General features: G+C 61.5%; 26 protein-coding genes. 8 read left to right on the top strand and 18 right to left on the bottom strand.

Annotation, left to right across the window (positions count from 1 at the left end; genetic code table 11):
- Positions 1 to 50: 50 nt before the first annotated feature.
- The 10 genes from phnD to phnG all read right to left on the bottom strand — a co-directional run bounded on the left by phnD (position 51) and on the right by phnG (position 8,002).
- Positions 51 to 956, bottom strand: a complete 906-nt coding sequence (phnD, locus tag FHT28_RS15375) for a phosphonate ABC transporter substrate-binding protein (protein ID WP_037200338.1) — start codon at positions 954 to 956, stop codon at positions 51 to 53.
- Between the two features lie 93 nt (positions 957 to 1,049).
- Positions 1,050 to 1,904: a phosphonate ABC transporter ATP-binding protein gene (gene phnC / locus FHT28_RS15370; RefSeq protein WP_168596649.1), complete on the bottom strand. Its 855-nt coding sequence runs from the start codon at positions 1,902 to 1,904 to the stop codon at positions 1,050 to 1,052.
- Positions 1,905 to 2,127: 223 nt separating this feature from the next.
- On the bottom strand, positions 2,128 to 2,682 hold the full coding sequence (locus tag FHT28_RS15365; protein ID WP_168596648.1) for a pyridoxamine 5'-phosphate oxidase family protein: 555 nt from the start codon (positions 2,680 to 2,682) through the stop codon (positions 2,128 to 2,130).
- Positions 2,683 to 2,777: 95 nt separating this feature from the next.
- Positions 2,778 to 3,395: a DapH/DapD/GlmU-related protein gene (locus FHT28_RS15360; protein WP_168596647.1), complete on the bottom strand. Its 618-nt coding sequence runs from the start codon at positions 3,393 to 3,395 to the stop codon at positions 2,778 to 2,780.
- Positions 3,392 to 4,099 (bottom strand): phosphonate C-P lyase system protein PhnL, encoded by a 708-nt coding sequence (gene phnL, locus FHT28_RS15355; protein WP_037200342.1) that lies wholly within the window; start codon positions 4,097 to 4,099, stop codon positions 3,392 to 3,394. The genes FHT28_RS15360 and phnL overlap by 4 nt, the downstream gene beginning before the upstream one ends.
- Before the next feature lie 9 nt (positions 4,100 to 4,108).
- Positions 4,109 to 4,885, bottom strand: a complete 777-nt coding sequence (phnK, locus tag FHT28_RS15350; RefSeq protein ID WP_037200343.1) for a phosphonate C-P lyase system protein PhnK — start codon at positions 4,883 to 4,885, stop codon at positions 4,109 to 4,111.
- The gene (locus FHT28_RS15345; RefSeq protein WP_037200344.1) at positions 4,882 to 5,793 is read right to left on the bottom strand and encodes an alpha-D-ribose 1-methylphosphonate 5-phosphate C-P-lyase PhnJ; all 912 of its coding nucleotides are present in this window, start codon (positions 5,791 to 5,793) and stop codon (positions 4,882 to 4,884) included. Before FHT28_RS15345 ends, phnK begins: the two co-directional genes overlap by 4 nt.
- Positions 5,790 to 6,899 (bottom strand): carbon-phosphorus lyase complex subunit PhnI, encoded by a 1,110-nt coding sequence (locus FHT28_RS15340; RefSeq protein ID WP_092576004.1) that lies wholly within the window; start codon positions 6,897 to 6,899, stop codon positions 5,790 to 5,792. Before FHT28_RS15340 ends, FHT28_RS15345 begins: the two co-directional genes overlap by 4 nt.
- A 3-nt stretch (positions 6,900 to 6,902) precedes the next feature.
- Entirely contained in the window at positions 6,903 to 7,526 is a 624-nt protein-coding gene (phnH, locus tag FHT28_RS15335; RefSeq protein WP_047559910.1) for a phosphonate C-P lyase system protein PhnH, read from the bottom strand.
- On the bottom strand, positions 7,526 to 8,002 hold the full coding sequence (gene phnG / locus FHT28_RS15330; RefSeq protein WP_047560075.1) for a phosphonate C-P lyase system protein PhnG: 477 nt from the start codon (positions 8,000 to 8,002) through the stop codon (positions 7,526 to 7,528). Before phnG ends, phnH begins: the two co-directional genes overlap by 1 nt.
- A gap of 101 nt (positions 8,003 to 8,103) precedes the next feature.
- On the opposite strand from phnG, the gene phnF reads away from it, so the two are divergent.
- A complete protein-coding gene (gene phnF, locus FHT28_RS15325) occupies positions 8,104 to 8,838 on the top strand; it encodes a phosphonate metabolism transcriptional regulator PhnF (protein WP_047560077.1) in 735 nt (244 codons plus the stop codon).
- 200 nt (positions 8,839 to 9,038) lie between these two features.
- Here the strand turns inward: phnF and FHT28_RS15320 are convergent, their stop codons facing one another.
- The 7 genes from FHT28_RS15320 to FHT28_RS15290 all read right to left on the bottom strand — a co-directional run bounded on the left by FHT28_RS15320 (position 9,039) and on the right by FHT28_RS15290 (position 15,937).
- Entirely contained in the window at positions 9,039 to 9,674 is a 636-nt protein-coding gene (locus FHT28_RS15320; protein ID WP_037200350.1) for a 2,3-bisphosphoglycerate-dependent phosphoglycerate mutase, read from the bottom strand.
- A gap of 122 nt (positions 9,675 to 9,796) precedes the next feature.
- Positions 9,797 to 10,621, bottom strand: coding sequence for a 4-hydroxy-tetrahydrodipicolinate reductase (dapB, locus tag FHT28_RS15315; protein ID WP_168596646.1), 825 nt, complete (start codon positions 10,619 to 10,621; stop codon positions 9,797 to 9,799).
- Between the two features lie 15 nt (positions 10,622 to 10,636).
- A complete protein-coding gene (locus FHT28_RS15310) occupies positions 10,637 to 12,430 on the bottom strand; it encodes an ABC transporter ATP-binding protein (RefSeq protein ID WP_210255758.1) in 1,794 nt (597 codons plus the stop codon).
- A 208-nt stretch (positions 12,431 to 12,638) separates the two neighbouring features.
- A complete protein-coding gene (locus tag FHT28_RS15305; protein WP_113102587.1) occupies positions 12,639 to 13,661 on the bottom strand; it encodes a glucokinase in 1,023 nt (340 codons plus the stop codon).
- A gap of 34 nt (positions 13,662 to 13,695) precedes the next feature.
- A complete protein-coding gene (locus FHT28_RS15300; protein ID WP_047640328.1) occupies positions 13,696 to 14,076 on the bottom strand; it encodes a methylglyoxal synthase in 381 nt (126 codons plus the stop codon).
- A 99-nt stretch (positions 14,077 to 14,175) separates the two neighbouring features.
- Complete coding sequence (mepA, locus tag FHT28_RS15295) at positions 14,176 to 15,222, bottom strand: penicillin-insensitive murein endopeptidase (protein WP_092575994.1); 1,047 nt, start codon at positions 15,220 to 15,222, stop codon at positions 14,176 to 14,178.
- A 145-nt stretch (positions 15,223 to 15,367) separates the two neighbouring features.
- Complete coding sequence (locus FHT28_RS15290) at positions 15,368 to 15,937, bottom strand: isochorismatase family protein (protein ID WP_092576013.1); 570 nt, start codon at positions 15,935 to 15,937, stop codon at positions 15,368 to 15,370.
- Between the two features lie 50 nt (positions 15,938 to 15,987).
- Between FHT28_RS15290 and FHT28_RS15285 the strand changes: the two genes are divergently transcribed.
- From FHT28_RS15285 to pncB, 7 genes are all read left to right on the top strand, one after another.
- Positions 15,988 to 16,608 (top strand): TetR/AcrR family transcriptional regulator, encoded by a 621-nt coding sequence (locus FHT28_RS15285; protein ID WP_168596644.1) that lies wholly within the window; start codon positions 15,988 to 15,990, stop codon positions 16,606 to 16,608.
- Positions 16,609 to 16,717: 109 nt separating this feature from the next.
- Entirely contained in the window at positions 16,718 to 18,556 is a 1,839-nt protein-coding gene (locus FHT28_RS15280) for an extracellular solute-binding protein (protein ID WP_037200360.1), read from the top strand.
- 169 nt (positions 18,557 to 18,725) lie between these two features.
- Positions 18,726 to 19,817 carry a microcin C ABC transporter permease YejB gene (locus FHT28_RS15275; RefSeq protein ID WP_037200362.1) on the top strand — a complete coding sequence of 364 codons (1,092 nt, stop codon included), beginning with the start codon at positions 18,726 to 18,728 and terminating at the stop codon, positions 19,815 to 19,817.
- Positions 19,817 to 20,971, top strand: coding sequence for an ABC transporter permease (locus tag FHT28_RS15270; protein WP_037200364.1), 1,155 nt, complete (start codon positions 19,817 to 19,819; stop codon positions 20,969 to 20,971). Before FHT28_RS15275 ends, FHT28_RS15270 begins: the two co-directional genes overlap by 1 nt.
- The gene (locus FHT28_RS15265; RefSeq protein WP_168596643.1) at positions 20,968 to 22,605 is read left to right on the top strand and encodes an ABC transporter ATP-binding protein; all 1,638 of its coding nucleotides are present in this window, start codon (positions 20,968 to 20,970) and stop codon (positions 22,603 to 22,605) included. The genes FHT28_RS15270 and FHT28_RS15265 overlap by 4 nt, the downstream gene beginning before the upstream one ends.
- Before the next feature lie 11 nt (positions 22,606 to 22,616).
- Complete coding sequence (locus FHT28_RS15260; protein ID WP_168596642.1) at positions 22,617 to 23,576, top strand: glyoxylate/hydroxypyruvate reductase A; 960 nt, start codon at positions 22,617 to 22,619, stop codon at positions 23,574 to 23,576.
- A gap of 338 nt (positions 23,577 to 23,914) precedes the next feature.
- Positions 23,915 to 25,219, top strand: coding sequence for a nicotinate phosphoribosyltransferase (pncB, locus tag FHT28_RS15255; protein WP_168596641.1), 1,305 nt, complete (start codon positions 23,915 to 23,917; stop codon positions 25,217 to 25,219).
- 101 nt (positions 25,220 to 25,320) lie between these two features.
- On the opposite strand, the gene FHT28_RS15250 is transcribed toward pncB, so the two are convergent.
- Complete coding sequence (locus tag FHT28_RS15250; RefSeq protein ID WP_168596640.1) at positions 25,321 to 26,274, bottom strand: hypothetical protein; 954 nt, start codon at positions 26,272 to 26,274, stop codon at positions 25,321 to 25,323.
- Between the last annotated feature and the right edge of the window lie 153 nt (positions 26,275 to 26,427).

Here is a 26,427-nt window from a genome sequence, read left to right as displayed (position 1 = left end):
TGATAGCAAAAGGGCGGCCGTTGCCGGCCGCCCCGTATTCAGAATGCGGATCAACCGCCGATGGCAGCCTTACGAACGTCGATAACGGCGTTGTAGAAGTCCGGGGTGACCTTGACGTAACCCTTGAAGTCGCCGCCTTCGATAGCCGAGAAGCACTTGGCGTCGGTCGTCGGGAGCTTCAGGAAGAAGTCGGTCAGCTTGGTCTTCCATGCGTCGCCGAGCGCGTTGCGGACAACGAGCGGGCCGTTCGGGATCAGCGGCGAACGCCAGACTTCGACGAGCTTGTTCGGGTCGACGGCGCCCTTGTCGACTTCCTTGCGGAACGTGCCGGAGGTGTAGCCGTCCTTGAAATCGCCGAGGCCCGAGGAGTCGTCGACGGCGACGTCGACCTTGCCGTCATAAGCGGCGAGCAGGTTGTTCTCGTGGCCGCCGTTGAACTGCGTCGAGGCAAAGAACTTGTCGTTCGGAGCGCCGGTATCCTTCGGGATCTGCGTCAGCGGAACGAGATAGCCAGAGGTCGAGTCCGGATCGGCGTAGCCGAGCTTCTTGCCCTTGGCATCCTTGATGGTCTTGATGCCGGAAGACTTGAGGGCGAGACCGATCGAGTAGTAGCCGGTCGAGCCGTCTGCCTGCTGCGTGGTCAGGATCGGGGTGACGGCCTTCGGGTCCTTGATGGCGACGGCTGCGTAGCCGGAAGCACCGAGTTCGGCGAAGTCGAGCGTGCCGCCGAGCAGGCCCTGGATAACGCCGTCATAGTCGGCGGCCGGGAACAGCGATACCTTCTCGAAACCGAATTCCTTCTTCAGGTGGTCGGAGAGGCAGGCATAGTTGCGCAGGCGGTCGGCTTCGTTTTCGCCACCGAGAATGCCGACTCGGAATTCCTTGAGGTCTTGAGCGGCAGCGCCGCCAACGAGCGCGAGAAGCGCCGTGGCTGCGAGAAGGGTCTTCTTCAACATTGGGTTCGTCTCCTGATTAACCGGTGTCCCCGGATGCCTTCGGTCTAGAAAAAATGTGCCCTTGACGCGGGCTCTCGATCCCGGCTGCCTCTCTCAGAGACCGGCCAGTGCCAGCGGTTGCGGGCCGGCAGATTCGCTGGCCGCGGCTTGCGCGGCCGGATCGGCGAAATTGATTGATGTCGACGTCATGGTTTCGTCGATGCCGGCGCCGTCCTTGTCGGTTCCGTAGATTTCCTTGACGGCTGCAGCCGTGAGATCAGCCGCCTTGCCGTCGAAGACGACGCGGCCGGCCGCCATGCCGATGATGCGTTCGCAATAGTTGCGGGCCGTATCCAAGGTATGCAGGTTGGTGATGACGGTGATGCCTTCGCGCTCGTTGATGTCGCGCAGCGCGTCCATGACGATTTTGGCATTGAGTGGATCGAGCGAGGCGATCGGCTCGTCGGCGAGCATCATCTTCGGCTGCTGCATGAGGGCGCGGCAGATGGCCACGCGCTGCTGCTGGCCGCCGGAAAGCGTGCCGGCCATCTGCAGTGCCGTCTGCTCGATGCCGAGGCGCTCCAGCGCCGCGATGGCTTCGATGCGCTCTTCGCGGGTGAAGACGGAAAGGAGGCTCATGACGGTCGAGCGCTGATTGAGGCGGCCGAGCATGACGTTGGTGAGCACGTCGAGGCGGGGAACGAGATTGAACTGCTGGAAGATCATGGCGCAGTCGCGCTGCCAGTTGCGCAGCGCACGGCCTCTGAGCTTGGAGACCTCGACGCTGGAGAAATGGATGGAGCCGGAGCTCGGGTCGGCCAAGCGGTTGATCATGCGCAGCAGCGTCGACTTGCCGGCGCCGGAGCGGCCGATGACGCCGACCATCTGTCCCTGCGGAATGTCCAAAGTCACGGAATCGACAGCGAGCTTGTTGCCAAACCGGCGTGAGACATTCCTGAGTTCGAACATGAAGCTTCCCTTTCGCGGCTGCCCTGGATCGGCAAAATGCATTCGACCCGACGCTATGAACGGGCGCACACCCTTGCCTCGAAGGGAGTTTCAAGGGGCGCACGCCAAGCACAAGGCAACGCATTAGTCTCGCTTCATGAAGCTCCAATGTCAGTTTTGTGTAAGTGCTGTTACAATCGGCGGCTATTCGATATGATTAGCCGGCTGACGGATTTGGTTACTTTTAGCCGTCAAACAAACCCGTCGGCAAACCATCCATGCTAAGGGCATTCTTCTCGCGCCGGTATTCCTCAATACCATCAAGCCCCTTGGCCTTGGCCCACTGATCGAGGCTTGGTCTTTCGCCTTCATAGGAAAACAGCGGCACGCCGAAACCGCAGGACGTCTGCACGAGATCGATGTCCAGCCAAACGATCTGCCGTGCGCCCAGCGGCTCGTCTCCGGCGTAGTGGTCATGCAGCAATTCCCGGTATTCTGGCGATGCCCGATGCATGATCCTGCCGCGGCCGTAAAGACGCAGGATCATCGGTGGCCCTTCCATCGCACAGAACATGATGGTCAGTCGGCCGTCGGCCTTCATGTGGGCCGACGTTTCGTTGCCGCTGCCCGTGCGATCGAGGTAGATGGCCGTGTTCGGGGAAATGATGCGCAGGCACAGCGTTTCGCGCGGCGAAACATTGACACGGGAATTCGCGGTCGCGGATGCCGTGAAGAAGATGTGTTGCCGCGCGATGAAATCGCGCAGCCGGTCATCGATGCTGGAAAACTGCTTTGCCATGAAGAGAAGGCTCCCTTGGTCTCGGGCTGGACAGATCGCCCGAGGCTGGATCGCCTGTCGGCCCCATGCAAGCCCGATGTGGGCAGAAAATGTCCTCAGGCGCCGTAGCGATCCAGAAATTCTTCGCCGGAAAGGGCGCGGAAGTCGGCAAGCGCCGTGCGCAGGCGATCGTGATCCCAATCCCACCAGGATAGCTTATCCATACGCGCTCCGACCTCGGCGGTGAAGCGCTCGCGGATCAGCTTGGCCGGCACGCCGCCGACGATCGCATAGGGAGCGACATCCTTGGAGACAACAGCACCCGCGCCGATAACAGCGCCGTTGCCGACCTTGACACCAGGCAGGATGGTGGCGCCATGGCCGATCCAGACATCGTTGCCGATGACGACGCGATGATCGCGCCGCCAGGTGAAGAAGTCCGTTTCCATATCGGCATCCGGCCAATAGTCGGCGGCACGGTAGGTGAAATGGTGCAGCGTTGCCCGCCATGTCGGATGATTGGTGGCATTGATGCGCACGGCCGCGGCGATGTTGACGAATTTGCCGATGGTCGTGCACCAGACGGCGCCGTCCTGCATGATGTAGGAATAGTCGCCGAGCTCGGTTTCATCGATGCGGCAGCGGTCGGACACTTCGGTATAGCGGCCGAGCGTCGATTTGCTAACGCTGGCCGAGGCACTGATGAAGGGCATTTCGCCCAGCTTGCGGCTCATGCGGCAGCCTTTCTCGGCGAAAATTGCGAAACATCGAGGATGCGGCTGCCGACGGCTTCGCGCACCTCTTCGTCGTGGAAGATGCCGAGAAGGGCGACGCCCGCTTGTTTCTTCTGTTCGATCATGTCGACCACGACGGCTCGGTTTTTGGCGTCGAGCGAGGCTGTGGGTTCGTCGAGCAGAAGGATGGCGTGGTCGGTAATGAAGCCGCGCGCGATATTGACGCGCTGCTGCTCGCCGCCGGAGAAGGTGGCAGGCGGCAACTGCCAAAGCTCTTTCGGCAGGTTTAGCTGCGCAAGCAGGCCGGCCGCCTTTTCGCGGGCGTCAGCGGGTGCGACGCCGCGGGCCAGCAGCGGCTCGGCGACGACATCGAGGGCGGGGACGCGCGGCACCGTGCGCAGGAACTGGCTGACATAGCCCATGGTCTGCCGGCGCACCTCGAGCACGGTGCGGGGATCGGCGGTGGCGAGATCGACGATCTTGCCGTTGTGCGTAACGAGGATCTGGCCGTTGTCGACGGCATAGTTGCCATAGATCATCTTCAGTAGCGAGCTCTTGCCGATGCCGGAGGGGCCGCCGAGCACGACACATTCGCCAGAGGCGACAGAGAAGGAGACGTCGGCGACGACAGGCAGGCAGATGCCGTCGCGCAGGTGCATGATGAAGCTTTTGAAGACTTCGGAAACGACGAGTGGGGTTGCCATGATACTTCCTCAGACCTGCAGGATCGAAGAGACGAGCAGTTGCGTATAGGGTTCGCGCGGATCGTCGAGCACGCGGTCGGTCAAGCCCTGCTCGATGACGTACCCATCCTTCATCACCATCATGCGATGCGACAGAAGCCGGGCGACGGCGAGATCATGCGTGACGATGATCGCCGACAGGCCGAGATCGTTGACGAGGCCGCGGACGAGATCGAGCAGGCGTGCCTGCACCGAAACGTCGAGGCCGCCGGTCGGTTCGTCCATGAACACCAGGCGCGGCCCGGTCACCAGATTGCGGGCGATCTGCAGGCGCTGGCGCATGCCGCCGGAGAAGGCGCGCGGCTGGTCATCGATGCGGTCGGCATCGATTTCGACCCGCTCTAGCCAGTCGATGGCCGTGTTGCGGATGTTGCCGTAGTGGCGGTTGCCGATCGCCATCAGCCGTTCGCCGACATTGGCGCCGGCCGAAACCGTCATGCGCAGGCCGTCGGCGGGGTTCTGATGCACGAAGCCCCAGTCGGTACGCATCAGGAAGCGCCGTTCGGCCTCGCTCATGCGGAACAGGTCGCGATAGGTCTCGTCGCGCATATGATATTCGACACTGCCGGTTGTCGGCAGCAGCCGCGTCGAGATGCAGTTGAGCAGCGTCGTCTTGCCGGAGCCGGATTCGCCGACGATGGCCAGCACTTCGCCGGGCCAGAGATCGAAGGACACGTCGCGGCACCCGATGCGGCTGCCGTAGAATTTCGAGATGTCCTTGACTTTCAGAAGCGGTGTGTCGCTCATTCGGCGGCCTCCTTGCTATCAGGCAATCCATCGGCTGCGAGCCCATTTGGCGCCAGCATAGGGCCAACATGGCCATGGGCGCGGCGGTCCTCGCAGAAATCGGTATCGGAGCAGACGAACATGCGCCCACCCTTGTCGTCGAGGATCACCTCGTCGAGATAGACCTGCTCGGCGCCGCAAAGGGCGCAGGGCTTGTCGAAACGCTGCACCTCGAAAGGATGGTCCTCGAAGTCGAGGCTGACGACTTCGGTATAGGGCGGCACGGCATAGATACGCTTCTCACGACCGGCGCCGAAAAGCTGCAGCGCATCCGACAGATGCATTTTCGGATTGTCGAATTTCGGCGTCGGCGACGGGTCCATCACATAGCGTCCGGCGACCTTGACCGGATAGGCATAGGTGGTGGCGATGCGGCCGTTGCGGGCGATATCCTCGTAGAGCTTCACATGCATAAGGCCGTATTCCTCGAGCGCATGCATCTTGCGCGTCTCGGTCTCGCGCGGCTCCAGATAACGCAGCGGCTCGGGGATCGGCACCTGATACACCAGCACCTGATTGGGGCCGAGCTTGGCTTCCGGGATGCGATGGCGCGTCTGGATGATGGTTGCCTCATCGGTGCGGGTGGTCACCGCGACATTGGCGACCTTCTGGAAGAAGGCGCGGATGGAGACGGCGTTTGTCGTGTCGTCAGCCCCCTGGTCGATGACCTTCAGCACGTCTTGCGGGCCGATGATGGCCGCCGTCAGCTGCACGCCGCCGGTGCCCCAGCCGTAGGGCATCGGCATTTCGCGCGAGGCGAAGGGCACCTGATAACCGGGTATGGCGATCGCTTTCAGGATGGCGCGGCGGATCATCCGCTTGGTTTGTTCGTCGAGATAGGCGAAATTATAGGTGGCGAGTTCGGTCATTCGGCTGCCTCCGTCATCGGGTCCATGCCGCTGTCACGGGCGGCTTCGAATTCGCGGCGCATGCGCCGCACCAGGTCGAGTTCGGCCTGGAAGTCGACATAGTGCGGCAGCTTCAGATGTTCGACGAAGCCGGTCGCCTGCACGTTGTCAGAGTGCGAGATAACGAATTCCTCGTCCTGTGCCGGCGCCGTGATGTCTTCGCCAAGCTCTTCGGCGCGCAGCGCCCGGTCGACGAGCGACATGGCCATGGCCTTGCGCTCGCTCTGGCCGAAGACCAGCCCGTAGCCACGGGTGAACTGCGGCGGCACCTTGGCGGAGCCCTTGAACTGGTTGACCATCTGGCATTCGGTCACCTGGATGCGGCCGAGCGACACGGCAAAGCCGAGTTCCGGCACCTCGAATTCCACTTCCACTTCGCCGATGCGGATTTCACCGGTGAAGGGATGTGTGCGGCCGTAGCCGCGCTGCGTCGAATAACCGAGCGCCAGCAGGAATCCTTCGTCGCCGCGGGCGAGCGCCTGCAGGCGCAGGTCGCGGGTCATCGGGAACTCCAGCGGCTCGCGCGTCAGGTCGCCGATTTCATGATCGACCGGCATGACGCCGTCGCCTTCGATCAGCCCTTCCTGATCGAGAATTTCGGAAACGCGCATGACGCGGCCCTCTTCGGCCGGCCGCTGCATCGGCTCGTCCACTTGCTCGTCGGTCAGAAGGCTCGGATCGAGCAGGCGGTGCGTATAGTCGAAGGTCGGGCCGAGAAGCTGGCCACCCGGCAGATCCTTGTAGGTGGCGGAGATGCGGCGCTCGATCTTCATCGCCACCGTGTCCAGCGGCTGGGAATAGCCGAAGCGCGGCAGCGTCGTGCGATAGGCGCGCAGCAGGAAGATCGCCTCGATCATGTCGCCGCGTGCCTGGCGGACGGCGAGGGCTGCCAAGGTGCGGTCATAGAGCGAGGCTTCGGCCATGACGCGATCGACGGCAAGCGCCAGCTGCGCGACGATCTGGTCGATGCCAACAGCCGGCAGCGAACGGTCGCCGCGGCGACGGTCGGCCAGTAGCCGGTGAGCATTGGCGATGGCGGCTTCGCCACCCTTTACGGCAACATACATATGTCACATCTCCGTCGCGGTGATCTTGGTGGTGCGCGGCAGGCAAAGGAATTGCCGGCCGGCCGTCAGAACGAGATCGACGCCGCGCGGGAAGAGCGCGCGATTGTCGGTCCAGATGCGCAGGAATGCATCCGGCAGGCCCCTGGGCGCGATCATATGGACGCCGTTGATGCCGGGACCCGAAAGTGCCAGATCCTTGCCGCCTTCAAGGCTTTCGACTTCCAGCACCAGCGTCGTCGAACGGTCGGGATATTCCTGGGTGCCGATGCCGAACTGGTTGAAGGAGGAAAGCGCCATGCTGGCCTCGATGAAGGCAAACATCGCTTCCAGCCGTTCCTGGATGATGGGCGCGCCGGTGTGAAAGCTCAGCCATTCCGGCAGGCTCGACCGTCCAAGGCTGGTGGAGAGCCAGACCGGCGTATCATGGTCGCAAAGCGTCAGCCCGATCGCGCCGGCAGCGATGCCAAGCGGGGCAGGCGGTGCAATATCGGCTGTCACGGTCTGCAGGATGCCCGGCCGCGCCATCGCGTCCATCGTCATCTTGAAGACGCTCTGTGCATCGAAAACCGGGTCGGTGAAGCCGCCGATCAATGCATCATTGCCGAAGGTGGAGGTAGTGAAGCTCATCAGTCTTCTCCGCGAACCATGGTGAAGAAATCGACGCGGGTAGCGGCCGTTTCCTCCGCGCGCTTGCGATCATAGTCTGCGATGCGCTCGGTGACCGGCTGCAGGATCGCCTTCTCGACGAATTCCTTGGTGGCCGACTGCTGCCAGAGGGCATCGAATATGGCCGAAAGCCGTGCCTTTTCGCGATCCGTGCCGAGTGCATGCGCATGGCCTATGGTGCCGGATGCCAGCCGGATGGTGGCGCGGGTCACCGTGACCTCGCCGAGATTGAAGGGGGAACCACCGCCGCCGATGCGGCCGCGCACCATGACGAGCCCCGTTTCCGGTCCGCGCACCGGCTGTACCGTCGGCTTGCTCGGCAATGCTTCCCAGGCTGCGTCGAGCTCGTCGCGCTGGGCCTGTGCCAGAAGATCGGCAACACGTTTGCGCTCCCGACGCTCCTGTGCGGCTGCTTCCTGCCTTTGTGCTGAATTCATCGCGCCTTCCTCTAAATGTCTATTGATATAGACAACCATACAAGATAGATTTATATCTATTAGTGAGTCGTGACAAGCGTGTGACAGGGCGAGTGGGCGAAATGGCAGGGCAGAGGATACAAAGGCAGACAGGCGTGGCGCTCTGGCGGCAGATCGCCGACCGAATACGGATGTCGATCAATCACGGCGACTTCGACGAAAGCGGCATGGTGCCGCCGGAAACGACGCTGGCGCTGCAGTTCGGGGTCAACCGGCATACCATTCGCAGCGCGCTCGCCGCGCTGGCGCAGGAAGGCATCGTCAGGGCTGTGCAGGGGCGCGGTACGCTGATCGAGCGCAAGGAGCGGCTGAGCTTCCCGATTTCGAAGCGGACACGTTTCTCGCAGGGCATCGGCGATCAGGTGCGCGAGACCCGCAGCGTCCTGCTTGCGACGAGCGACGAGGCAGCGAGCGCGGAGGTGGCCCGGCACCTCAAGATCAAGACCGGTACGCCACTCGTGCGCCTGGAAACGCTCGGTCAAGCGGATCACCGTCCGGTATCGCGCGCCACCAGTTGGTTCCCGGCGGATCGGTTTGGCAATATCGCCGAGATCTACCGGGCGACGGGATCGATCACCAAGGCGTTTCGGGAGCTTGGCGTGCCGGACTATGTGCGCGTCATCACCGAGATTACCGCGACCCATGCCGACGAGAGCGATCTCGCCGATCTTCAGCTATCTCCCGGCGCCATCGTCCTGATCACACAGGCGCTGAACACCGATCTCGACAACGTGCCGGTGCAATACTCGATCTCCCGCTTCGCCGCCGACAGGGTGCGTTTCACGATCGAGAATTGAGGTTGGGGCTCGGCCCGTCATCCGGCCTGTCGGCCACCTTCTCCCTGCCGGCGGGGAGAAGGGGAAAGACGCACCCTCCGTCGCTTCTCAACCTAATAAGAGTCAAGAATTTGCCGCAAGAGAGGTCGTCCCCTCTCCCCGCCAAACGGGGAGAGGGCTAGGGTGAGGGGCTTTTCGGAGATAGCTAGTTTAGATGACGCTCAATGCGCGCCGGACATGTCGCCAAGGACTTCCTTCGAGGCGACGGTGGAGTCGGCCTTGAGCTTGTAGACCATCGGCACGCCGGTCGCGAGGTTGAGCGCCAGGATCTGTTCCTTGCTCAATCGGTCGAGAACCATGACGAGAGAGCGCAGCGAGTTGCCATGGGCGGCGACCAGCACGTTCTTGCCGGCAAGCACGCGCGGCAGGATTTCCGTCAGATAATAGGGCCAGACGCGGGCGCCGGTGTCGCGCAGGCTTTCGCCGCCGGGCGGGGGCACGTCGTAGGAGCGGCGCCAGATGTGCACTTGTTCCTCACCCCATTTGGCTCGGGCGTCATCCTTGTTGAGGCCGGAGAGATCGCCGTAGTCGCGCTCGTTCAGTGCCTGATCCTTGATAGTCTCGAGTCCGGGCTGGCCGATTTCATCAAGGATGATCTTCAGCGTGTGCTGGGCGCGGACGAGGGCCGACGTGAAGGCGATGTCGTATTTGATGCCGTAGTCGGCAAGCGCCTTGCCGCCCGTCTTGGCTTCCTCGATGCCGAGGGCGGTCAGATCGGGATCCTTCCAGCCGGTAAAGAGATTCTTCAAATTCCAGTCGCTCTGGCCATGGCGAACGAGGACGAGAGTACCGCTCATAAAATTTCTCCTTAATGAAGCAATTCCAGGAAAAGTGTGTAGCGGTTTTCCGTCCGGAATTGCGAGACAATAAAAGGCTGGAGCGGATCGGCAGTTCCATGCCGATCCGCTCCAGGATCAGGTCAACGTGTGGAGAGCCCGAGAACATCGAGCATGGAATAGAAGCCGGGTTTCCTGTCACGCGCCCAGAGAGCGGCTTGCAGCGCGCCCCGGGCAAACAGCGAACGGTCGCCGGCGCTGTGGGACAGGGTCAGCCGCTCGCTCTCGCCGGCGAAGATGACCGAGTGATCGCCGACCACGCCGCCGCCGCGCAGGGTCGCAAAGCCGATCGTGCCAGCCGGACGCGGGCCGGTATGGCCATCGCGCACGCGCACGGAATTGTCATCGAGATCGATGCCGCGGCCCTTGGCTGCGGCCTGGCCGAGCAGAAGCGCGGTACCCGAGGGCGCATCCACCTTGTGCCGGTGATGCATCTCCAGCACTTCGATATCCCAATCGGCGGAGGGAAGGGCGCGTGCCGCCTGCTCGACGAGCACGCTCAAAAGGTTGATGCCGAGGCCCATATTGCCCGATTTGACGATGCGGGCGTGGCGGGCCGCCGCCTGGAATTTGGCTTCGTCTTCGGCCGTGCATCCGGTCGTGCCGATGATGTGGACGATGCGCGCCTGCGCGGCAAGCCCGGTGAAGGTGACGCTGGTTGCCGGCGTCGTGAAATCGATGACGCCTTCGGCATGCAGAAAGGCGGAAAGCGGATCGTCGGTGACGGGAACGCCGATCGGCCCCAACCCGGCAATCTCGCCGGCATCCTTGCCGATGAAAACGGAGCCGGGACGCGCGACGGCGGCATGCAAGGTCAGGCCCTCGGTGGCGTGAATGAGGCGGATCAGAGCCTGCCCCATGCGGCCCGCTGCGCCAACCACCACCAGCTTCATCGCATCGTCGCTCATGTCGTCTCTATCGTCTTATTTGCGGGAGTTGCCGGAAACGGCCGGCCGCTGAAGGTTGTTGAGGCGAGCGTAAAGGCCATTGTCGGCCTCCGCAAGCGTCTCGTGGTTGCCCTCTTCGACGACACGCCCATTCTGCATGACGATGATCTTCTCGGCTCGAACGACGGTCGACAGGCGGTGAGCGATGACGACGACCGTGCGGCCGCTCATGGCTTCGTCCAGCGCCTTCTGCACGGCCGCTTCCGATTCCGTGTCGAGCGCGGAGGTCGCCTCGTCGAGCAGGAGGATCGGCGCGTTGCGCACCAGCGCGCGGGCGATCGACAGGCGCTGCCGCTGGCCGCCGGAAAGCGTCACGCCGTTTTCGCCGACGGGCGTGTCGTAGCCCTGCGACTGCGCCATGATGAAATCATGGGCGTAAGCGAGGCGGGCTGCCTCTTCGATCTCCGCGTCGGTCGCGTCAGGGCGGCCATAACGGATGTTGTCGCGGATCGAGCCTTCGAAGAGATAGGGCTGCTGCGAGACGTAGGCGAGATGCTGGCGCAGCGACTGCTTGGTGATGTGGCTGATATCCTGCCCGTCGATGAAGATGCTACCGGCCTTCGGGTCGTAGAAGCGCGGAATGAGATTGATGACGGTGGACTTGCCGGCGCCGGAAGGGCCGACGAGCGCCGTCGTCTGTCCGCCTTCGGCAACGAAGCTCACGTCGTCCAGAACAGTATCGTCGCCATAGGCGAAGTGGACGCCACGAAATTCGATGCGGGCCTCGGTGACAACCAGCGCCTTGGCTTCGGGCAGATCGCGCTGGCGCGGCTCCATGTCGAGCAGTTCGTAGATCATCCGTGCATTGACGACCGCGCGTTCAAGCTGCGTCTGCAATTTCGCGAGGCGGCGGGCCGGATCATAAGCCAAAAGCAGTGACACGATGAAGGAAAACACTGCGCCTGGCGGCACATTTTCATAAATCGAACGGTAGGCGGCATAGGCAAAAACACCGGCGACGGCAAAGCCGGCAACCGTTTCGATCAGCGGGCCGTTACGCTCGGAAATGCGAACAATACGGTTTTGCCGATTCTCTGCCGCCGTAATCAGCTTGTTGATCTTGCGGTCGAGTTCGGGCTCCATCGTGAAGGCTTTGACGATGGAAATGCCTTGAATGGTTTCCTGCATCGCGCCGAGCACGCGGCTGTTGAGAACGACCGCCTCGCGCGTGACGGCGCGCAGGCGCCTTGAGATGTGGCGCAAGGCCAGAAAGACAGGTGGGGCAATGACGAAAAAGATAAGGCTGAGCAATGGGTCCTGATAGACCATGTTGCCGAGCAGAAAGACGAATGACAGAAAGTCGCGCGCCGTAGACGTGATGACGAGGTTCATCACATCGCGGATGCCGGAAACGTTCTGGCTGACCCGCGCGGCAATCTGAGCCGAGCGCGCTTCACTGAAAAAACCGACCGACAGCGTCATCAGATGCGCATAGAGGCGCCGTTGATAGCGAGCAATGATGTCATTGCCGATCTTGGACAGAATGACCGATTGAAAATAGCCGGCAAAACCACGCGCTATAAAAGCCGCAAATATGGCAAGACAAATCAGCCACATGACTTCGGCGCGGCGCTCGTAGAAGGCTCCGTTGACGATCGGCCTCATCACAAAGGCCATCATTGCTGTGGATGCTGCGACGACAACGAGGCAAAAGATTGCGACCGAATAGCCCCAGACATGATCACGGCCGTTTTCAGCTATAACGCGCTTCAGGACAACGGTAATGGCTTCGCTGTCGATATCGGTCTTTTTCGTGGTGGGCGACTTCAAAAATCGGTTTCCTGTCTCAAACCAAGTGAGCCGCGCACGGCACATGCTGCCGCGGCTCTATAAAGAGTTAGGACGGCTTTGGCTAGGGATGGCCTGCGGCACTGGTTAAGGCCGATCTCGGAGCCGACCTTATTATAGAGGAAGGCGGCTTCTTCAAAAAGGCATAACGCGCCGGTAGTTTCGATGCGCCATCGGCTGTTGGAAGCGATCAAGGCCGCCAGCGGCGGCCATCGGTCGCAAGCCCGAAGCTCGACGGCTTGCGGGCGTAGGCCGCAAGGCCGGAAAGCGCAGCCAGCGGATTGACGACGACATAGGTCGGGATCGTCTTCATCATTTCGGTATGCGGCGCCTTGTCTTCAAAGGCCGCGCGGAATTCCGGCTTCTGCAGCGCCGGTAGGATCTTTTGCGAGATGCCGCCGGAAAGATAGACGCCGCCGCGCGCCATGAAGATCATGGCGATATCGCCGGCAAGGCGACCGAGATAGGTGACGAAGAGCGTCAGCGTCTCCTCGGCCTGCGCATTGGTGCCGGCAAGCGCATGGGTGGTGATATCGGCGGGCTCCTTCAGGCTCGGCTCGACGCCGTCGACCTTGCAGATGGCATGATAGAGGTTCTGCAGCCCGCGACCGCAAATGATCTGCTCGGCCGAGATGCGGCCTTCAATGGCTTCCAGATGCGGCCAGATCTGCAGGTCTCGTTCCGTGCGCGGCCCAAGATCGATATGGCCGCCTTCGCCCGGCACCGGTATCCACTGATGCTGGGTGTGGATCAGGCCGGCGACGCCAAGCCCGGTGCCCGGTCCGAGCACGGCGCGCGAGGCGGCCATGCTGTCCCCCGTCTCACCGATGGTTTCGCGATGCTCGTCGGCAACGTCGGCGATTGCCAGCGCCTGCGCCTCGAAGTCATTGATGACCAGCACGTCCTCGATGCCGAGATTGGCGATCATGGTCTTCGGGCGGATCACCCAGTCGCAATTGGTCAGCGGAATCTCATCGCCCTGCACGGGGCCGGCCATGGCAAGGATCGCGGCGCGGGGCTGGACCTTGCTCTTTTCGAGGATCAGCCTGATCGCATCGTCGATCGTCTCGAAATTCGCCGTCTGCACGACAGGAAAATGCTCCTGTTCGGAATTCGCATCGGCAAGGATCGAGAAACGCGCATTGGTTCCGCCGATATCGCCGATGAGAATCGGAAAAGGCAGGGGGGCATCGCTGTGATTGAGCTCGGGCATGGCCAGGTCCGTGGTCTGCCGCCGGCAAGGCGGATTAATGGTTCAGTGTTTTGATCAGCCGCTCGGCGGTGGATTCGTTGAGCGCCATCGGAATGTCGTAGACAACGGCAAGCCGCGTCAATGCCTTCACGTCGACATCGTGCGGCAGCGGGGTGAGGGGGTCGATGAAGAAGACGAGCATGTCAATCTCGCCGGTGGCGATCAGCGCACCGATCTGCTGGTCGCCGCCAAGCGGCCCGCTTTTCAGGCGGGTGACCTTGAGATCAGGGCAGGCGTCGAGCACGCGGCCGCCGGTCGTGCCGGTCGCGACGATATGCCAATCGGCAAGGGCGGCTTGGTTACGCCGCGCAAACTCCGCCATCGCATCCTTTTTCTGATCGTGCGCGATCAGCGCGATGCTTTTGCCGCCGGCCATGAAACTCTTGCTCCACCCAGTACTTTCAATCGATTTATCCGCCTTCTATACCAAGGGGAGGCGTTTTGAAAGGCCGCTCCGGCAAGGACCATCCGAGCCTCACTGCTGCGGGATCTGGCCGGGCGGCGTATTGCCGGAGATCGGCATCGTCTCCGTTTCCGCGGACGCGCCGATACCCGTGGCGCCATAGGTGGCAGCACGAACGGAAGCGACCGGCGGCGCGGCCACCACGGCCTGGCAGGCCCTGGGCAGATCCGAAACCATGATCTCGCGGGGCTTTGCAGGCGGCTTCGTGTCGGGCTTCGGCTTTGCCCACGGTTCGGGGCCAAGCCACCAGGCGAGCGTCTTGTCGCAGCCGTCGCCGGCCGCAACAGGCGCCTGCGGCGTGCAGCCGACCGAGCCGGCCGGGCAGCGGATACGGATATGGAAATGCGAGTCATGTCCATATTCCGGGCGCAGCTTGCCGAGATTGCTGCGGTCGCCGGTCCATGTATCGCACATCTTTTTCTTGATGGCCGGATTGACGAAGATGCGCTCGACCTCGGGGTAGCTGGCCGCGCGCATCAGCAGGCGGGCATGCGCCGGCGTCCAGACCCTGTCGTTGATGGTCAGGAACTTGTCCTTCGCCAGCATCGAGGTGAAGGGCAGGGTCTCGCGTTCCGCGACCGTCAGCTTGTGCGGAGGCATGGGCGTCAGCCAGACATCGGCATCGAGGCCGATCTGGTGCGAGGCATGGCCGTTGAACATCGGGCCGCCGCGCGGCTGCGAGATGTCGCCGACAAGCAGGCCCGGCCAGCCGTCATGCTTTGCCGCATCGCGTGACAGGCGCTCGAGAAGGCCGATCATGTCAGGCCGGCCCCAGCGACGGTTGCGCGACAGGCGCATGGCCTGCCAGGTCGGCCCGTCGGTGGGCAGCGCCACGGCACCGGCAAGGCAGCCCTTGGCATAAAAGCCGATCGATTGCGTCGGTCCCTGCGTCGGCAGCGTCACAGCCCCGAAGATCGCCTTGGCACTGCCGGGCGTCGGCCCCGCCTGCTGCGCCAGCGCATCGCCGGCAATGAGACCCGTGCTGATCGTGGCGATGAGGGAAAATTTGCCGATAGTTTGGCCGATAGTTTGGAAAGTGCGAACCAGGAGCGAAACCATGCATATCCTTGAAAGGCGGTCGGCGTCAGCCGAGGTGATTTGCGGCGAGATTACCTTGAAAAGGAAGCGAGGGTAATCCACGTTCAATCGCCGCTGGCTGATGAACGACCGCCCGCCGCCCGCTTAGGCCGTCACCTCCGACGGATCAATTTGCTAGAATTTCTTCCGTCTTGCGAATGCGCGACAGTCGCGGCAATACCTTCGTGCAGGCGAAATCCTGCATTTCCTGGGAAAAAGTCGTCACCGCGTCCTCAGCGACGATGACGGCATAATTTGCCGCATGGGCATCGCGCACCGTCGATTCGACGCCGAAATTGGTGGCGACACCGGTCAGGATCAGCGTTTTGATGCCGCGGCGACGAAGCTGCAGATCGAGTTCGGTGCCGTAGAAGGCGCTCCATTGGCGTTTGACGATCGCGACATCCGGCGTCAGCGCGGCGATTTCGATGGGTGCCGCCAGGGCGGCCGGCGACAAGCCTCCGGCGGGAAGGGCGAAGGTTTCGTCGGTGGGCTGATTGACAGCGTCGGTATAGTCCGAGGAAAATCCAACCGTTACAAAAACGGTGGTTCCGCCATCGGCCTTCAGCTTGTTCGCGATCGCAACTGTATTCGCAACGATCTGTTGAGCGGAATAGGGGGCAAGCGGCAGGCTGAGAACGAGGCCTTGCAGGTCGATGGAAATAAGCGCGGTGGTCCGGGGGTCGTAAAGAGGCATTTGGGGCTCCGAGAGAAACATGAGGGCATCCTCACAATGGAAATATGAGGATGGCCTCACAAAAATCAAGTGAAGAATTGAAGACGCGCACCCCGAAGCGGCAGCGCGGCCATGATCGTGTCGTCGTCCTGCTGGAAGCGGCCGCAAGGGTCTTTGCGCGGAAGGGTTATGAAGCCGCAACGATGACTGAGATCGCGGCCGAGGCGCAATCCTCCATCGGCTCGCTCTATCAATTCTTTCCGACCAAGCCTTTGCTTGCCGAGGCGCTGCATATCGATCGCCTGGAGCGGCTGAAGGCGGGTCTTCAGAACCTGGCGGAACGCAGTTCCGGCCTCTCCGCAGCCGATAGCGGCGAAGCGATCTTCGATGCGCTTGGCGCATTTATCGAAGAATTTCCGGAATTTCCTGTGCTTGCCGCGCGCCGCGATATCCCTAAAGACCGGAAGATGCGCTCGCGTGCGGAATTGAAAGAGTTGATCGCCGCCGTCTTGCGGCGAGCGGAGCCGTCGATATCGGACGATATCACGCTGATGTCGGGTATCGTCCTCGAACTGTTGCGCATCGCCGCGGCCGTCGCCAACGAACCCGACGCCAAAGAGGACCAACGCGTCGTCAGCGAATTGCGCCTGATGCTGCGCCGGCGTCTCGAAGAAGCCACCTCCAAAACCTGATTTCGAGAGCTGCCAAACGATTGCGGAGGGAAGAGGTGAGCAATTGCGTCCTGTTTTTTGCCCTCATTTGGCTTATGCTGATTCTAGGAAAAGCATCAGGAGATGATGAATGGCATTGACGCGGTTGAAAGCAGGCTTGGTTGTTTCTCTCATGTGCCTGCTGGCCCTGCCAGCGTCCTCGAAAGCCGAAGAGCCGCAATTCCGCATCGGCACGGCCATTCTCGGCGATCTCAAATACCAGCCCGGTTTCAAGCATTTCGATTACGTCAATCCGAATGCGCCGAAGGGCGGCGAGGTGAAGCTGTCGAGCAGCGGCACGTTTGACACCTTCAATCCTGTCCTGTCGAAGGGCAATATCGCCGAGGGGACAGAGCTGATCTATGATACGTTGCTGAAGAAAGCCGATGACGAGGCCAATTCTTCCTATGGTTTGCTTGCCGAGGGCGTCTCTTATCCGGATGACGTTTCGAGCGCCACGTTTCGGCTGCGCGCCGAAGCGAAGTGGCCCGACGGCACGCCGGTAACGCCCGAGGATGTGATCTTCAGTTTTGAGAAAACCAAAGAACTCAATCTGATGGTCACAAGCTACTACGCCCATGTCGTGGGCGCCGAGAAAACCGGTGAGCGCGACGTTACCTTCCGTTTTAATGAGAAGGGCAACCGCGAACTTCCCTCGATCCTGGGCCAACTGACCATTCTGCCGAAACACTGGTGGGAAGCAAATGGCCCCGATGGCAAGCCGCGCGATATCTCGCGCACCACGCTCGAGCCCGTCATGGGGTCGGGTCCCTATAAGATTGCTTCCTTCCAGCCTGGCTCTTCGATCCGCTACGAACTGCGCGACGATTATTGGGGCAAGAACCTGCCGGTCAATATCGGCACGAACAACTTCGGCGCGATAAATTATGTCTATTTTTCCGACTACGACGTCGCGTTCGAGGCGTTTCGTAGCGGCGTCATCGATTACTGGCAGGACAATTCCACAAGCCATTGGGTGACCGGCTACGATTTTCCAGCTGCCAAGGACGGCCGCATCAAGCGGGAGGAACTACCCAACACGCTGCGCTCGGTCGGCATCATGCAGGCGCTCGTTCCCAATATGCGACGCGCGCAATTCAAGGACGAGCGTGTCCGCGAGGCGCTGAACTACGTTTACGATTTCGAGGAGCTCAACCGAACCCTTTCCTTCGGGAAGTTGACGCGTGTCGACAGCTTCTTTTTCGGTACGAAATTCGCCTCCTCCGGTCTCCCGCAAGGCGAGGAGCTCAATGTTCTGAACAGCGTCAAGGACAAGGTGCCCGCCGATGTCTTTACCGTGCCCTATGCCAATCCCGTCGGCGGCGACCCGCAAAAGGCGCGCGATAATTTTCGCAAGGCTATTGGCTTGTTCAAGGACGCGGGCTGGATTCTCAAGGGCAATAAAATGGTGAACGCGCAGAGCGGCCAGCCGTTTTCGCTGGAACTCTTGCTGAACAATCCTTCGCTGGAAAGATCGGTGCTGCCTTATGTACAGAACCTGAAGCGCATCGGCATCGATGCCAGCGTCAGGACGGTCGATCCCTCGCAGTACATCAACCGCATCCGCAGCTTCGACTATGATATGATCTGGGTCGTCTGGGCGGAGACGCTGAACCCCGGCAACGAGCAGGCCGAATACTGGGGCTCCGCCTCCGCCGCCCGCCAGGGATCGCGCAACTACGCCGGAATAGCCGACCCGGGCATCGACGACCTCATCCAGAAAGTGATCCTCGCGAAGGACGTGGCGGAGAAGGAAGCGACGACCAAGGCACTCGATCGCGTGCTGCTCGCCCACCACTATGTTTTGCCCACTTTCTACGGGACGACGACCAGGATCGCCTATTGGGACAAGTTCGAACATCTTCCGGAACTTCCTTACTACTCCATCGGCTTCCCGGACGTATGGTGGTCGAAAAGCGCCGGAAAGTGAGGCTCTCTTGCAATAGGGGGCTTGCTGCCTCCAAATGCGAAGGCTGATTCGCAAGTTTCAAACTGAAATGACTGCGCCGGTCTGTATGCGGCGGAAGGGAATGTGAATTGAACGACGGACGGATTGAGGCGAGGCGGGACATGTCCCTCTGCGAGGGAGCAATGGGCTAATGGGCGCCTATATCCTCAGACGCCTGCTGCTGATGATCCCGACCATCGTCGGCATCATGGCGATTTCCTTCACCATCGTACAGTTTGCGCCGGGCGGTCCGGTCGAGCAGGTCATCGCGCAATTGACCGGCCAGGGCGACAACGCCACCGGCCGGCTTTCGGGCGGCACGGACATGCTCGCGCAGCAGGCGGTTGAGGACAGCGGCTCGAAATATCGCGGCGCGCAGGGGCTCGATCCCGAGCTGATCGCCAAGCTCGACAAACAGTTCGGTTTCGACAAGCCACCGCTTGAGCGCTTCGGCCAGATGATGTGGAACTATATCCGCTTCGATTTCGGCGAAAGCTTCTTCCGCAACACGTCGGTCATCGACCTCATTGGCCAAAAACTGCCGGTGTCGATCTCGCTTGGCATCTGGATCCTGATCTTCTCTTACGCGATCTCAATCCCGCTGGGCATCCGCAAGGCGGTGCAGGATGGATCGACCTTCGATGTCTGGACCTCGGGCATCATCATCATCGGCTATGCCGTCCCGAGCTTCCTGTTCGGCATCATGCTGATCGTGCTGTTTGCCGGCGGCTCCTTCTTCGATTGGTTCCCGCTGCGTGGTCTCGTCTCCGACAATTTCGCCGATCTCAACTGGTGGCAGAAGATCCTCGATTATCTCTGGCATCTGGTGCTGCCGCTGATTTCGCTGTCGCTCGCCGCCTTTGCCACCACGACGCTGCTCACCAAGAATTCCTTTATCGAGGAAATCAAGAAGCAATATGTCACCACCGCTCGCGCCAAGGGGTTGAGCGAGCGGCGCGTGCTCTATGGCCATGTCTTCCGCAACGCCATGCTGATCGTCATCGCCGGCTTTCCCGGCGCCTTCATTTCCGCCTTCTTCACCGGTTCGCTGCTGATCGAGAACATCTTCTCGCTGGATGGCCTCGGCCGCCTCAGCTATCTCTCCGTCGTCCAGCGCGACTATCCAGTGGTGTTTGCGACGCTCTTCATCTTTTCGCTGCTCGGCCTCGTCGTCGGCCTCGTTTCCGACCTGATCTACACCTGGATCGATCCTCGCATCGACTTCGAACGGAGGGATGTGTGATGGATGCAGCCAACCCTCCGGCAACCCCGACGACGGTAAAGCCGCCGCGCAAGGGGCTGTTCTCGCCGACCAACGTGCGCCGCTGGGAGAATTTCAAGGCGAACCGCCGTGGCTACTGGTCGCTCTGGATCTTCCTCGTTCTGTTCGTCCTCACCCTCGGCGCCGAGTTCATCGCCAACGACCGGCCGATCCTGGTCTCCTACAAGGGCGAGATCCTGACGCCGATCTTTGTCGATTATCCCGAAGAGAAGTTCGGCGGCTTCCTGGCGCAGACGGATTACCGCGCGCAGGACATTCAGGACGAGATCAATGCCAATGGCTGGATGCTCTGGCCGCCGATCCACTATTCCTATCAGACGGCAAATTCCAACCTTCCCCAAGGAAAGTCGGCGCCGACCCCGCCGTTCTGGATGATGAGCAAGGAGCAGCGCTGCTCAGGCTATGCGGGAGGCGTTGCCGACCCGAACTGCAACTGGAGCAATTTCAACTGGCTCGGCACCGATGACCAGGCGCGCGATGTGCTGGCCCGGCTGATCTACGGCTTCCGCATATCGGTGCTGTTCGGTCTGGTGCTCACCATCTGCTCGGCTGTCGTCGGCGTCTGCGCCGGCGCGATGCAGGGCTATTTCGGCGGATGGACCGACCTGTTGATGCAGCGCTTCATCGAGATCTGGTCGTCGATGCCGGTGCTCTATATCCTGCTGATCATCGCGTCCGTCCTGCCGCCCGGCTTCTTCATCCTTCTCGGCATATTGCTGCTGTTTTCCTGGGTCGGTCTCGTCGGCGTCGTGCGCGCCGAATTCCTGCGGGCGCGCAATTTCGAATATGTTCGTGCCGCCCGGGCGCTCGGCGTCGACAACCTCACCATCATGTATCGGCACCTGCTGCCGAATGCCATGGTCGCGACGCTCACCTTCGTCCCCTTCATCCTGTCAGGCTCGATTTCTACCTTGACCTCGCTCGATTTCTTAGGCTTTGGCATGCCGCCCGGCTCGCCGTCGCTGGGTGAGATGATCGCCCAAGGCAAATCCAACCTGCAGGCTCCATGGCTCGGGCTGTCGGCCTTCTTCACCATGTCGATCATGCTGTCGCTGCTGATTTTCATCGGCGAGGCCGTGCGTGACGCCTTCGATCCGAGGAAGACGTTCCGATGAGCGAGAATTCCACTCCCCTGCTGTCCGTCCGCAATCTGTCCGTCGCCTTCCACCAGGGCGGAAATACCTCGACCGCGGTCGATGGCATCTCGTTCGATATAAGAAAGGGCGAGGTCCTGGCGCTGGTCGGCGAATCCGGCTCAGGCAAATCCGTGTCGGCCAATTCCATCCTGAAGCTGCTGCCCTATCCGGCCGCCAGCCACCCCTCGGGCGAGATCCTGTTCAAGGGCAAGGATATGCTGAAGGCGTCGGATAACGAGCTGCGCGCCGTGCGCGGCAACGACATCACGATGATCTTTCAGGAGCCGATGACCTCGCTCAATCCGCTCCATTCGATCGAACGGCAGATCGGCGAGATCCTGGCCTTGCATCAGGGCATGAGCGGCCAGGCCGCCCGCAGCCGCACGCTGGAGCTCCTGAACCAGGTCGGTATCCGTGAGCCGGAGAAGCGTCTCAAGGCCTATCCGCACGAGCTGTCCGGCGGCCAGCGCCAGCGCGTGATGATCGCCATGGCGCTCGCCAACCGTCCGGAGCTGCTGATCGCCGACGAGCCGACGACCGCGCTCGATGTGACGGTGCAGGCGCAGATCCTAGAGCTGCTGCGGGATCTCAAGGGCGTGCACGGCATGTCGATGCTGTTCATCACCCATGACCTCGGCATCGTCCGCAAGTTCGCCGACCGCGTCTGCGTGATGACCAAGGGCCACATCGTCGAGACCGGTCCGGTGGAGGATGTCTTCACCCGGCCGCAGCATGAATACACCCGTCACCTGCTTGCCGCCGAGCCGCGCGGCGAGCCGCCGCTTGGCGATGCCAGCAAGCCCGTGGTCATGGAAGGCAGCGATATCCGCGTCTGGTTCCCGATCAAGGCGGGCTTCATGCGCAAGGTCGTCGATCACGTCAAAGCCGTCGACGGCATCGATCTCAAGCTCCGGGCCGGCCAGACGCTCGGCGTCGTCGGCGAATCCGGCTCCGGCAAGACGACCCTTGGCCTGGCACTGGCCCGGCTCATTTCTTCCCAGGGGCGCATCGCCTTCGTCGGCAAGGACATAGCCGGCTATTCCTTCCGCGAGATGCGGCCGCTCCGCAACCAGTTGCAGGTCGTCTTCCAGGACCCCTACGGTTCTCTGAGCCCACGCATGTCGGTGGGCGAAATCATCGCCGAGGGGCTCAAGGTGCATGAGCGGTCGCTTTCGGCGGACGAGCGGGACAAGCGCGTCTGCTGGGCGCTGGAGGAAGTCGGCCTCGATCCGTTGACCCGCTGGCGTTTCCCGCATGAATTCTCCGGCGGCCAGCGTCAGCGCATCGCCATTGCCCGCGCCATGGTGCTGAAGCCGCGCTTCGTCATGCTCGACGAGCCGACCTCGGCGCTCGACATGAGCGTGCAGGCGCAGGTGGTCGACCTTCTGCGCGACCTTCAGAAGCGGCATGACCTTGCCTACCTCTTCATCAGCCACGACCTGAAGGTGGTCAAGGCGCTCGCCAACGAGCTGATCGTCATGCGCTTCGGCAAGGTCGTGGAGCAGGGCACCTCGGCCGATATTTTCCGCGCGCCGAAAGAGGATTATACCAAGGCGCTTCTCGCCGCCGCCTTCAACATCGAGGCGGTGCCCACCGCCACTATCCAGCAATAAAGACAATCGCCATGCCGGCCAAAAGCCCCGTTCTCGTCGACCTCAAATTCGATCCCGCTATGATCGCCAAAGTGCTGAAGACCGCCTTTGCCGATCGCGGCAGCATCAATCTCGCCGATCCCGCGAGCAAGGGTGTGGATCTGAGCCATGTCGACTATGCGCTTCTGTGGAAGCCGGATGCCGACCTTTTTGAGCGTGCGCCCAATCTCAAGGTCATTTTCTCGGGGGGCGCCGGTGTCGATTCGATGATGTCGATTGCCGGCCTGCCGGACATACCGATCGTCCGCTTCGTCGATCGCAGCCTGACGGTGCGCATGAGCGAATGGGTCGTGATGCAATGCCTTATGCACCTGCGCGATGTTCCGGGGCATTTCAGGAACCAGCGCCAGCGCGTCTGGGTTCCGCAGGATGGCCCCGAGGCAGGTGATGTCACCGTCGGCGTCATGGGCCTTGGCGTTCTCGGCTGCGATGCCGCCGCCAAGCTGAAGGTCATGGGTTTCAACGTCATCGGCTGGTCCCGCAACAAGAAACAGATCGATGGCATGGAAACCTTCGATGCCGGCGAGCTGGATGCCTTTCTCGCGCGGACCGATATTCTGGTCGGGCTGCTGCCGCTGACGCCGGAAACAACGGGGCTATACGACGCCTCGCTCTTTTCCAGGCTCCGACGCGACGGTGCGCTCGGCAAACCGGTGTTCATCAATGCCGGCCGCGGCAAGAGCCAGGTCCAGGCCGATATCGCCTCGGCGATCGGGACTGGCGTGCTTGGCGGCGCGTCGCTCGACGTCTTTACAGTCGAGCCTTTGGCGGCGGACGATCCCCTCTGGGGTCTGGAAAATGTCATCATCACGCCGCATGATTCCGCCATGTCGGAGGAAAGAGCGCTGTTCCGCTATGTCGAGGAACAGATCGCCCGCTTCGAACGCGGTGAGCCGCTGCTGCATCTGGTGGATCGCGGCCGGGGTTACTAGAGCAACTCCAGGAAAAGTGCGCAGCGGTTTTCCGTCCGGAATTGCGTAAAAATAAACAGATAGAGCGGTTCGGCGATTCCATGAATCGCTAAACCGCTCTAAGCCCCGCTGGAATGACCTCTGCCGACCACTATATCGTTCGGCATGGGCAGCTATGGGCACAGTTCAGCCGTGCCCGTGCATGTTCAAAAGCGGTGCGGTCGCTTTGGCATCAATTTTCTTTCAGTGACTGGACTTTCGCTCAACATTTTTTGATAACAGGCACCACATACGCGTGCCGACGCGTCGGCGGGCGGCAAGCATGACGTCCGGAGCGCAGGAGACGGGGCAGGAACGACATGACGAAGACGGATATCGCCACCCGCGTCTATAACCATACCTGGAAGCTCGATCCGATCATCCGCAGCCTGATCGATACGGATTTCTATAAGCTTCTCATGCTCCAGATGATCTGGAAGCTCTATCCGGATGTCGACGCCACCTTCTCCTTGATCAATCGCACCAAGAGCGTCCGGCTTGCCGAGGTGATCGATGAGAGGGAACTGCGCGAACAGCTCGATCACGCCCGCACGCTCAGGCTCTCCAAGAAGGAGATGATTTGGCTCGCGGGTAACAGCTTCTACGGCCGCGCCCAGATCTTCGAGCCGGAATTCCTCGCCTGGCTGTCGAATTTCCAGCTGCCGGACTATGAGCTGTCGAAGCGCGATGGCCAGTATATTCTCGACTTCCACGGTTCGTGGAAGGAAACGACCATGTGGGAAATCCCGGCGCTCGCCATCATCAACGAGCTTCGCTCGCGCACGGCGCTGAAGGCGCTCGGTCCATTCACGCTCGATGTGCTCTATGCGCGCGCCAAGGCGAAGATGTGGGAAAAGGTCGAGCGGTTGAGGGAGCTGCCGCACCTGCGCATCTCCGATTTCGGTACGCGCCGTCGTCATAGCTTTCTCTGGCAGCGCTGGTGCGTCGAGGCGCTGAAGGAAGGCGTGCCCCATGCTTTCACCGGCACGAGCAACGTGCTGCTCGCCATGGATTCCGATCTCGAAGCCGTCGGTACCAACGCACATGAGCTGCCGATGGTCGCAGCCGCTCTCGCCAAGAATGACGAAGAGCTCGGCAAGGCGCCCTACAAGGTGCTGCGCGACTGGAACCGCCTCTATGGCGGCAACCTTCTGGTGGTTCTGCCCGATGCCTTCGGTACCGCCTCGTTCCTGCGCGATGCACCGGAATGGGTGGCCGACTGGACCGGCTTCCGTCCCGACAGCGCGCCGCCCATCGAAGGCGGCGAGAAGATCATCGACTGGTGGAAGAAGATGGGCCGCGATCCGCGCCAGAAGCTGCTGATCTTCTCCGACGGCCTCGATGTCAATGCGATCATCGATACCTACAAGCATTTCGACGGCCGCGTCCGTATGAGCTTCGGCTGGGGCACCAATCTTACCAATGATTTCGCTGGCTGCGCGCCGACCGAACTCAAGGGCCTCAGCCCCATTTCCATCGTCTGCAAGGTCATCGAGGCCAACGGCCGCCCGGCGGTCAAGCTCTCGGACAATCCGCAGAAGGCGACAGGCGAGCCCGCGGAAGTCGAGCGCTATCTGAAGTTCTTCGGCGCAGAAGATCGCATCGATCACGAAGTGCTGGTGTAGAGCGTTTCCAGGAAAAGTGCGAAGCAGTTTTCCGTCTGGAATGCGTAAAGAAACAAAACGCTCTAGAATGATCGCGCGATTCCGTTCAAAGCTTGATCGCTTTAGTGGAGCTTAGCTGCCGCTATCGGCGCGACCCGCTTGAACAGCGTCCACCTGCCGTTCTCCCAACGATACTGATCCGGCGAAATAACGTAAGGCACCTCGCTGAGATCGGCGCTGATCAGCTCCAGCAGCTGCAGGCCCAGGGTGTCGTTTTCATGGGTGAAGAAAACCTTGTCGCGTGAAAGAAAGGCCGCAATCGGCGCCGCTCCGCCGGATTGCTCCTGCACCTGCGCCCAGAAATTCGGCAGGAAAGCGATGCTGGATTCGAACTGGCCGTCCACCTCGACATATTGAAACTGGCTGCGCTTGGCGATCCGTACGCCGGTCTTGTCGAGAAGTTTCTGCAGGTTGGCCTGTGCCAGCACGGCAAGTTCGTCGGCGTCGATGCCCCAGCTTTCGAGCGCCGTCGACATCACGTAACTGACCGTGGTTTCGCCGTTGACGGCGAAGAGCTTGATCAGGTTTTCCGCCTCGTCGAGATAGACGAATTGCGGCGGGTCGGGTTCGTCCTTGACGGCCTGGATCATCTGTTGCCGCGCCACGTCAACGAAGTCGCGCGCCTTCAAGACCGGCAGGACCTTGGCGAGTTCGCCGCCGTCATCCATGACTTCGGTCATGTTGAGATAGTTCATCAGCGCCTGCGCGCGGGCTTGTCCGCGCTTCTCGCGCAGCGCCAGCAACGCATTGCTCAGGAATTTCGTCATCGTGTCGCCATTGCGGCTGTGCAGCGTCAGGCTGCCGGCCGCGGCATCGTAGTCGATCCCGATCAGGTCGCCGAAAAACGGCAGCCGTTCCTGCAGATAGGCCGCAAAGCGGGCTTCGTCCTGCAAAGCTTCGTCTGGAATGTTCAGATCGAGCGTCTTGACTGGTGTGGCGGCCACCGGTTCGGTTGCCATGAGCCGCTGCTCGGGTTGCTTGCCTTTACCGAAGAGCTTTTTCAGGAAATTGAACACGCGCGTCCCCGAGCACCGAACGGTATTGCCGCAGAACCTAGCGCGGCAACCGCTCCGGGGCAATGCCGCCGGCGCCGATCGCGCCATGGGCGTAAGTGCCTGCTTGCCCGCATAAAAAAGGCGTATAGTCTGCAAAAACGGGCCGGCGGCCCG

The organism is Rhizobium sp. SG570 (genome assembly GCF_012275345.1).
GTDB lineage: Bacteria > Pseudomonadota > Alphaproteobacteria > Rhizobiales > Rhizobiaceae > Rhizobium > Rhizobium lusitanum.
Note: the sequence above shows the minus strand (reverse complement) of the source record. Positions and strands in the feature narration are given on the sequence as shown.

Coding starts and splice junctions, on each gene's coding strand:
- phnD (WP_037200338.1), bottom strand. CDS start 956: ATGTTGAAGAAGACCCTTCTCGCAGCCACGGCGCTTCTCGCGCTCGTT.
- phnC (WP_168596649.1), bottom strand. CDS start 1,904: ATGTTCGAACTCAGGAATGTCTCACGCCGGTTTGGCAACAAGCTCGCT.
- FHT28_RS15365 (WP_168596648.1), bottom strand. CDS start 2,682: ATGGCAAAGCAGTTTTCCAGCATCGATGACCGGCTGCGCGATTTCATC.
- FHT28_RS15360 (WP_168596647.1), bottom strand. CDS start 3,395: ATGAGCCGCAAGCTGGGCGAAATGCCCTTCATCAGTGCCTCGGCCAGC.
- phnL (WP_037200342.1), bottom strand. CDS start 4,099: ATGGCAACCCCACTCGTCGTTTCCGAAGTCTTCAAAAGCTTCATCATG.
- phnK (WP_037200343.1), bottom strand. CDS start 4,885: ATGAGCGACACACCGCTTCTGAAAGTCAAGGACATCTCGAAATTCTAC.
- FHT28_RS15345 (WP_037200344.1), bottom strand. CDS start 5,793: ATGACCGAACTCGCCACCTATAATTTCGCCTATCTCGACGAACAAACC.
- FHT28_RS15340 (WP_092576004.1), bottom strand. CDS start 6,899: ATGTATGTTGCCGTAAAGGGTGGCGAAGCCGCCATCGCCAATGCTCAC.
- phnH (WP_047559910.1), bottom strand. CDS start 7,526: ATGAGCTTCACTACCTCCACCTTCGGCAATGATGCATTGATCGGCGGC.
- phnG (WP_047560075.1), bottom strand. CDS start 8,002: ATGAATTCAGCACAAAGGCAGGAAGCAGCCGCACAGGAGCGTCGGGAG.
- phnF (WP_047560077.1), top strand. CDS start 8,104: ATGGCAGGGCAGAGGATACAAAGGCAGACAGGCGTGGCGCTCTGGCGG.
- FHT28_RS15320 (WP_037200350.1), bottom strand. CDS start 9,674: ATGAGCGGTACTCTCGTCCTCGTTCGCCATGGCCAGAGCGACTGGAAT.
- dapB (WP_168596646.1), bottom strand. CDS start 10,621: ATGAGCGACGATGCGATGAAGCTGGTGGTGGTTGGCGCAGCGGGCCGC.
- FHT28_RS15305 (WP_113102587.1), bottom strand. CDS start 13,661: ATGCCCGAGCTCAATCACAGCGATGCCCCCCTGCCTTTTCCGATTCTC.
- FHT28_RS15300 (WP_047640328.1), bottom strand. CDS start 14,076: ATGGCCGGCGGCAAAAGCATCGCGCTGATCGCGCACGATCAGAAAAAG.
- mepA (WP_092575994.1), bottom strand. CDS start 15,222: ATGGTTTCGCTCCTGGTTCGCACTTTCCAAACTATCGGCCAAACTATC.
- FHT28_RS15290 (WP_092576013.1), bottom strand. CDS start 15,937: ATGCCTCTTTACGACCCCCGGACCACCGCGCTTATTTCCATCGACCTG.
- FHT28_RS15285 (WP_168596644.1), top strand. CDS start 15,988: ATGGCCTCACAAAAATCAAGTGAAGAATTGAAGACGCGCACCCCGAAG.
- FHT28_RS15280 (WP_037200360.1), top strand. CDS start 16,718: ATGGCATTGACGCGGTTGAAAGCAGGCTTGGTTGTTTCTCTCATGTGC.
- FHT28_RS15275 (WP_037200362.1), top strand. CDS start 18,726: ATGGGCGCCTATATCCTCAGACGCCTGCTGCTGATGATCCCGACCATC.
- FHT28_RS15270 (WP_037200364.1), top strand. CDS start 19,817: ATGGATGCAGCCAACCCTCCGGCAACCCCGACGACGGTAAAGCCGCCG.
- FHT28_RS15265 (WP_168596643.1), top strand. CDS start 20,968: ATGAGCGAGAATTCCACTCCCCTGCTGTCCGTCCGCAATCTGTCCGTC.
- FHT28_RS15260 (WP_168596642.1), top strand. CDS start 22,617: ATGCCGGCCAAAAGCCCCGTTCTCGTCGACCTCAAATTCGATCCCGCT.
- pncB (WP_168596641.1), top strand. CDS start 23,915: ATGACGAAGACGGATATCGCCACCCGCGTCTATAACCATACCTGGAAG.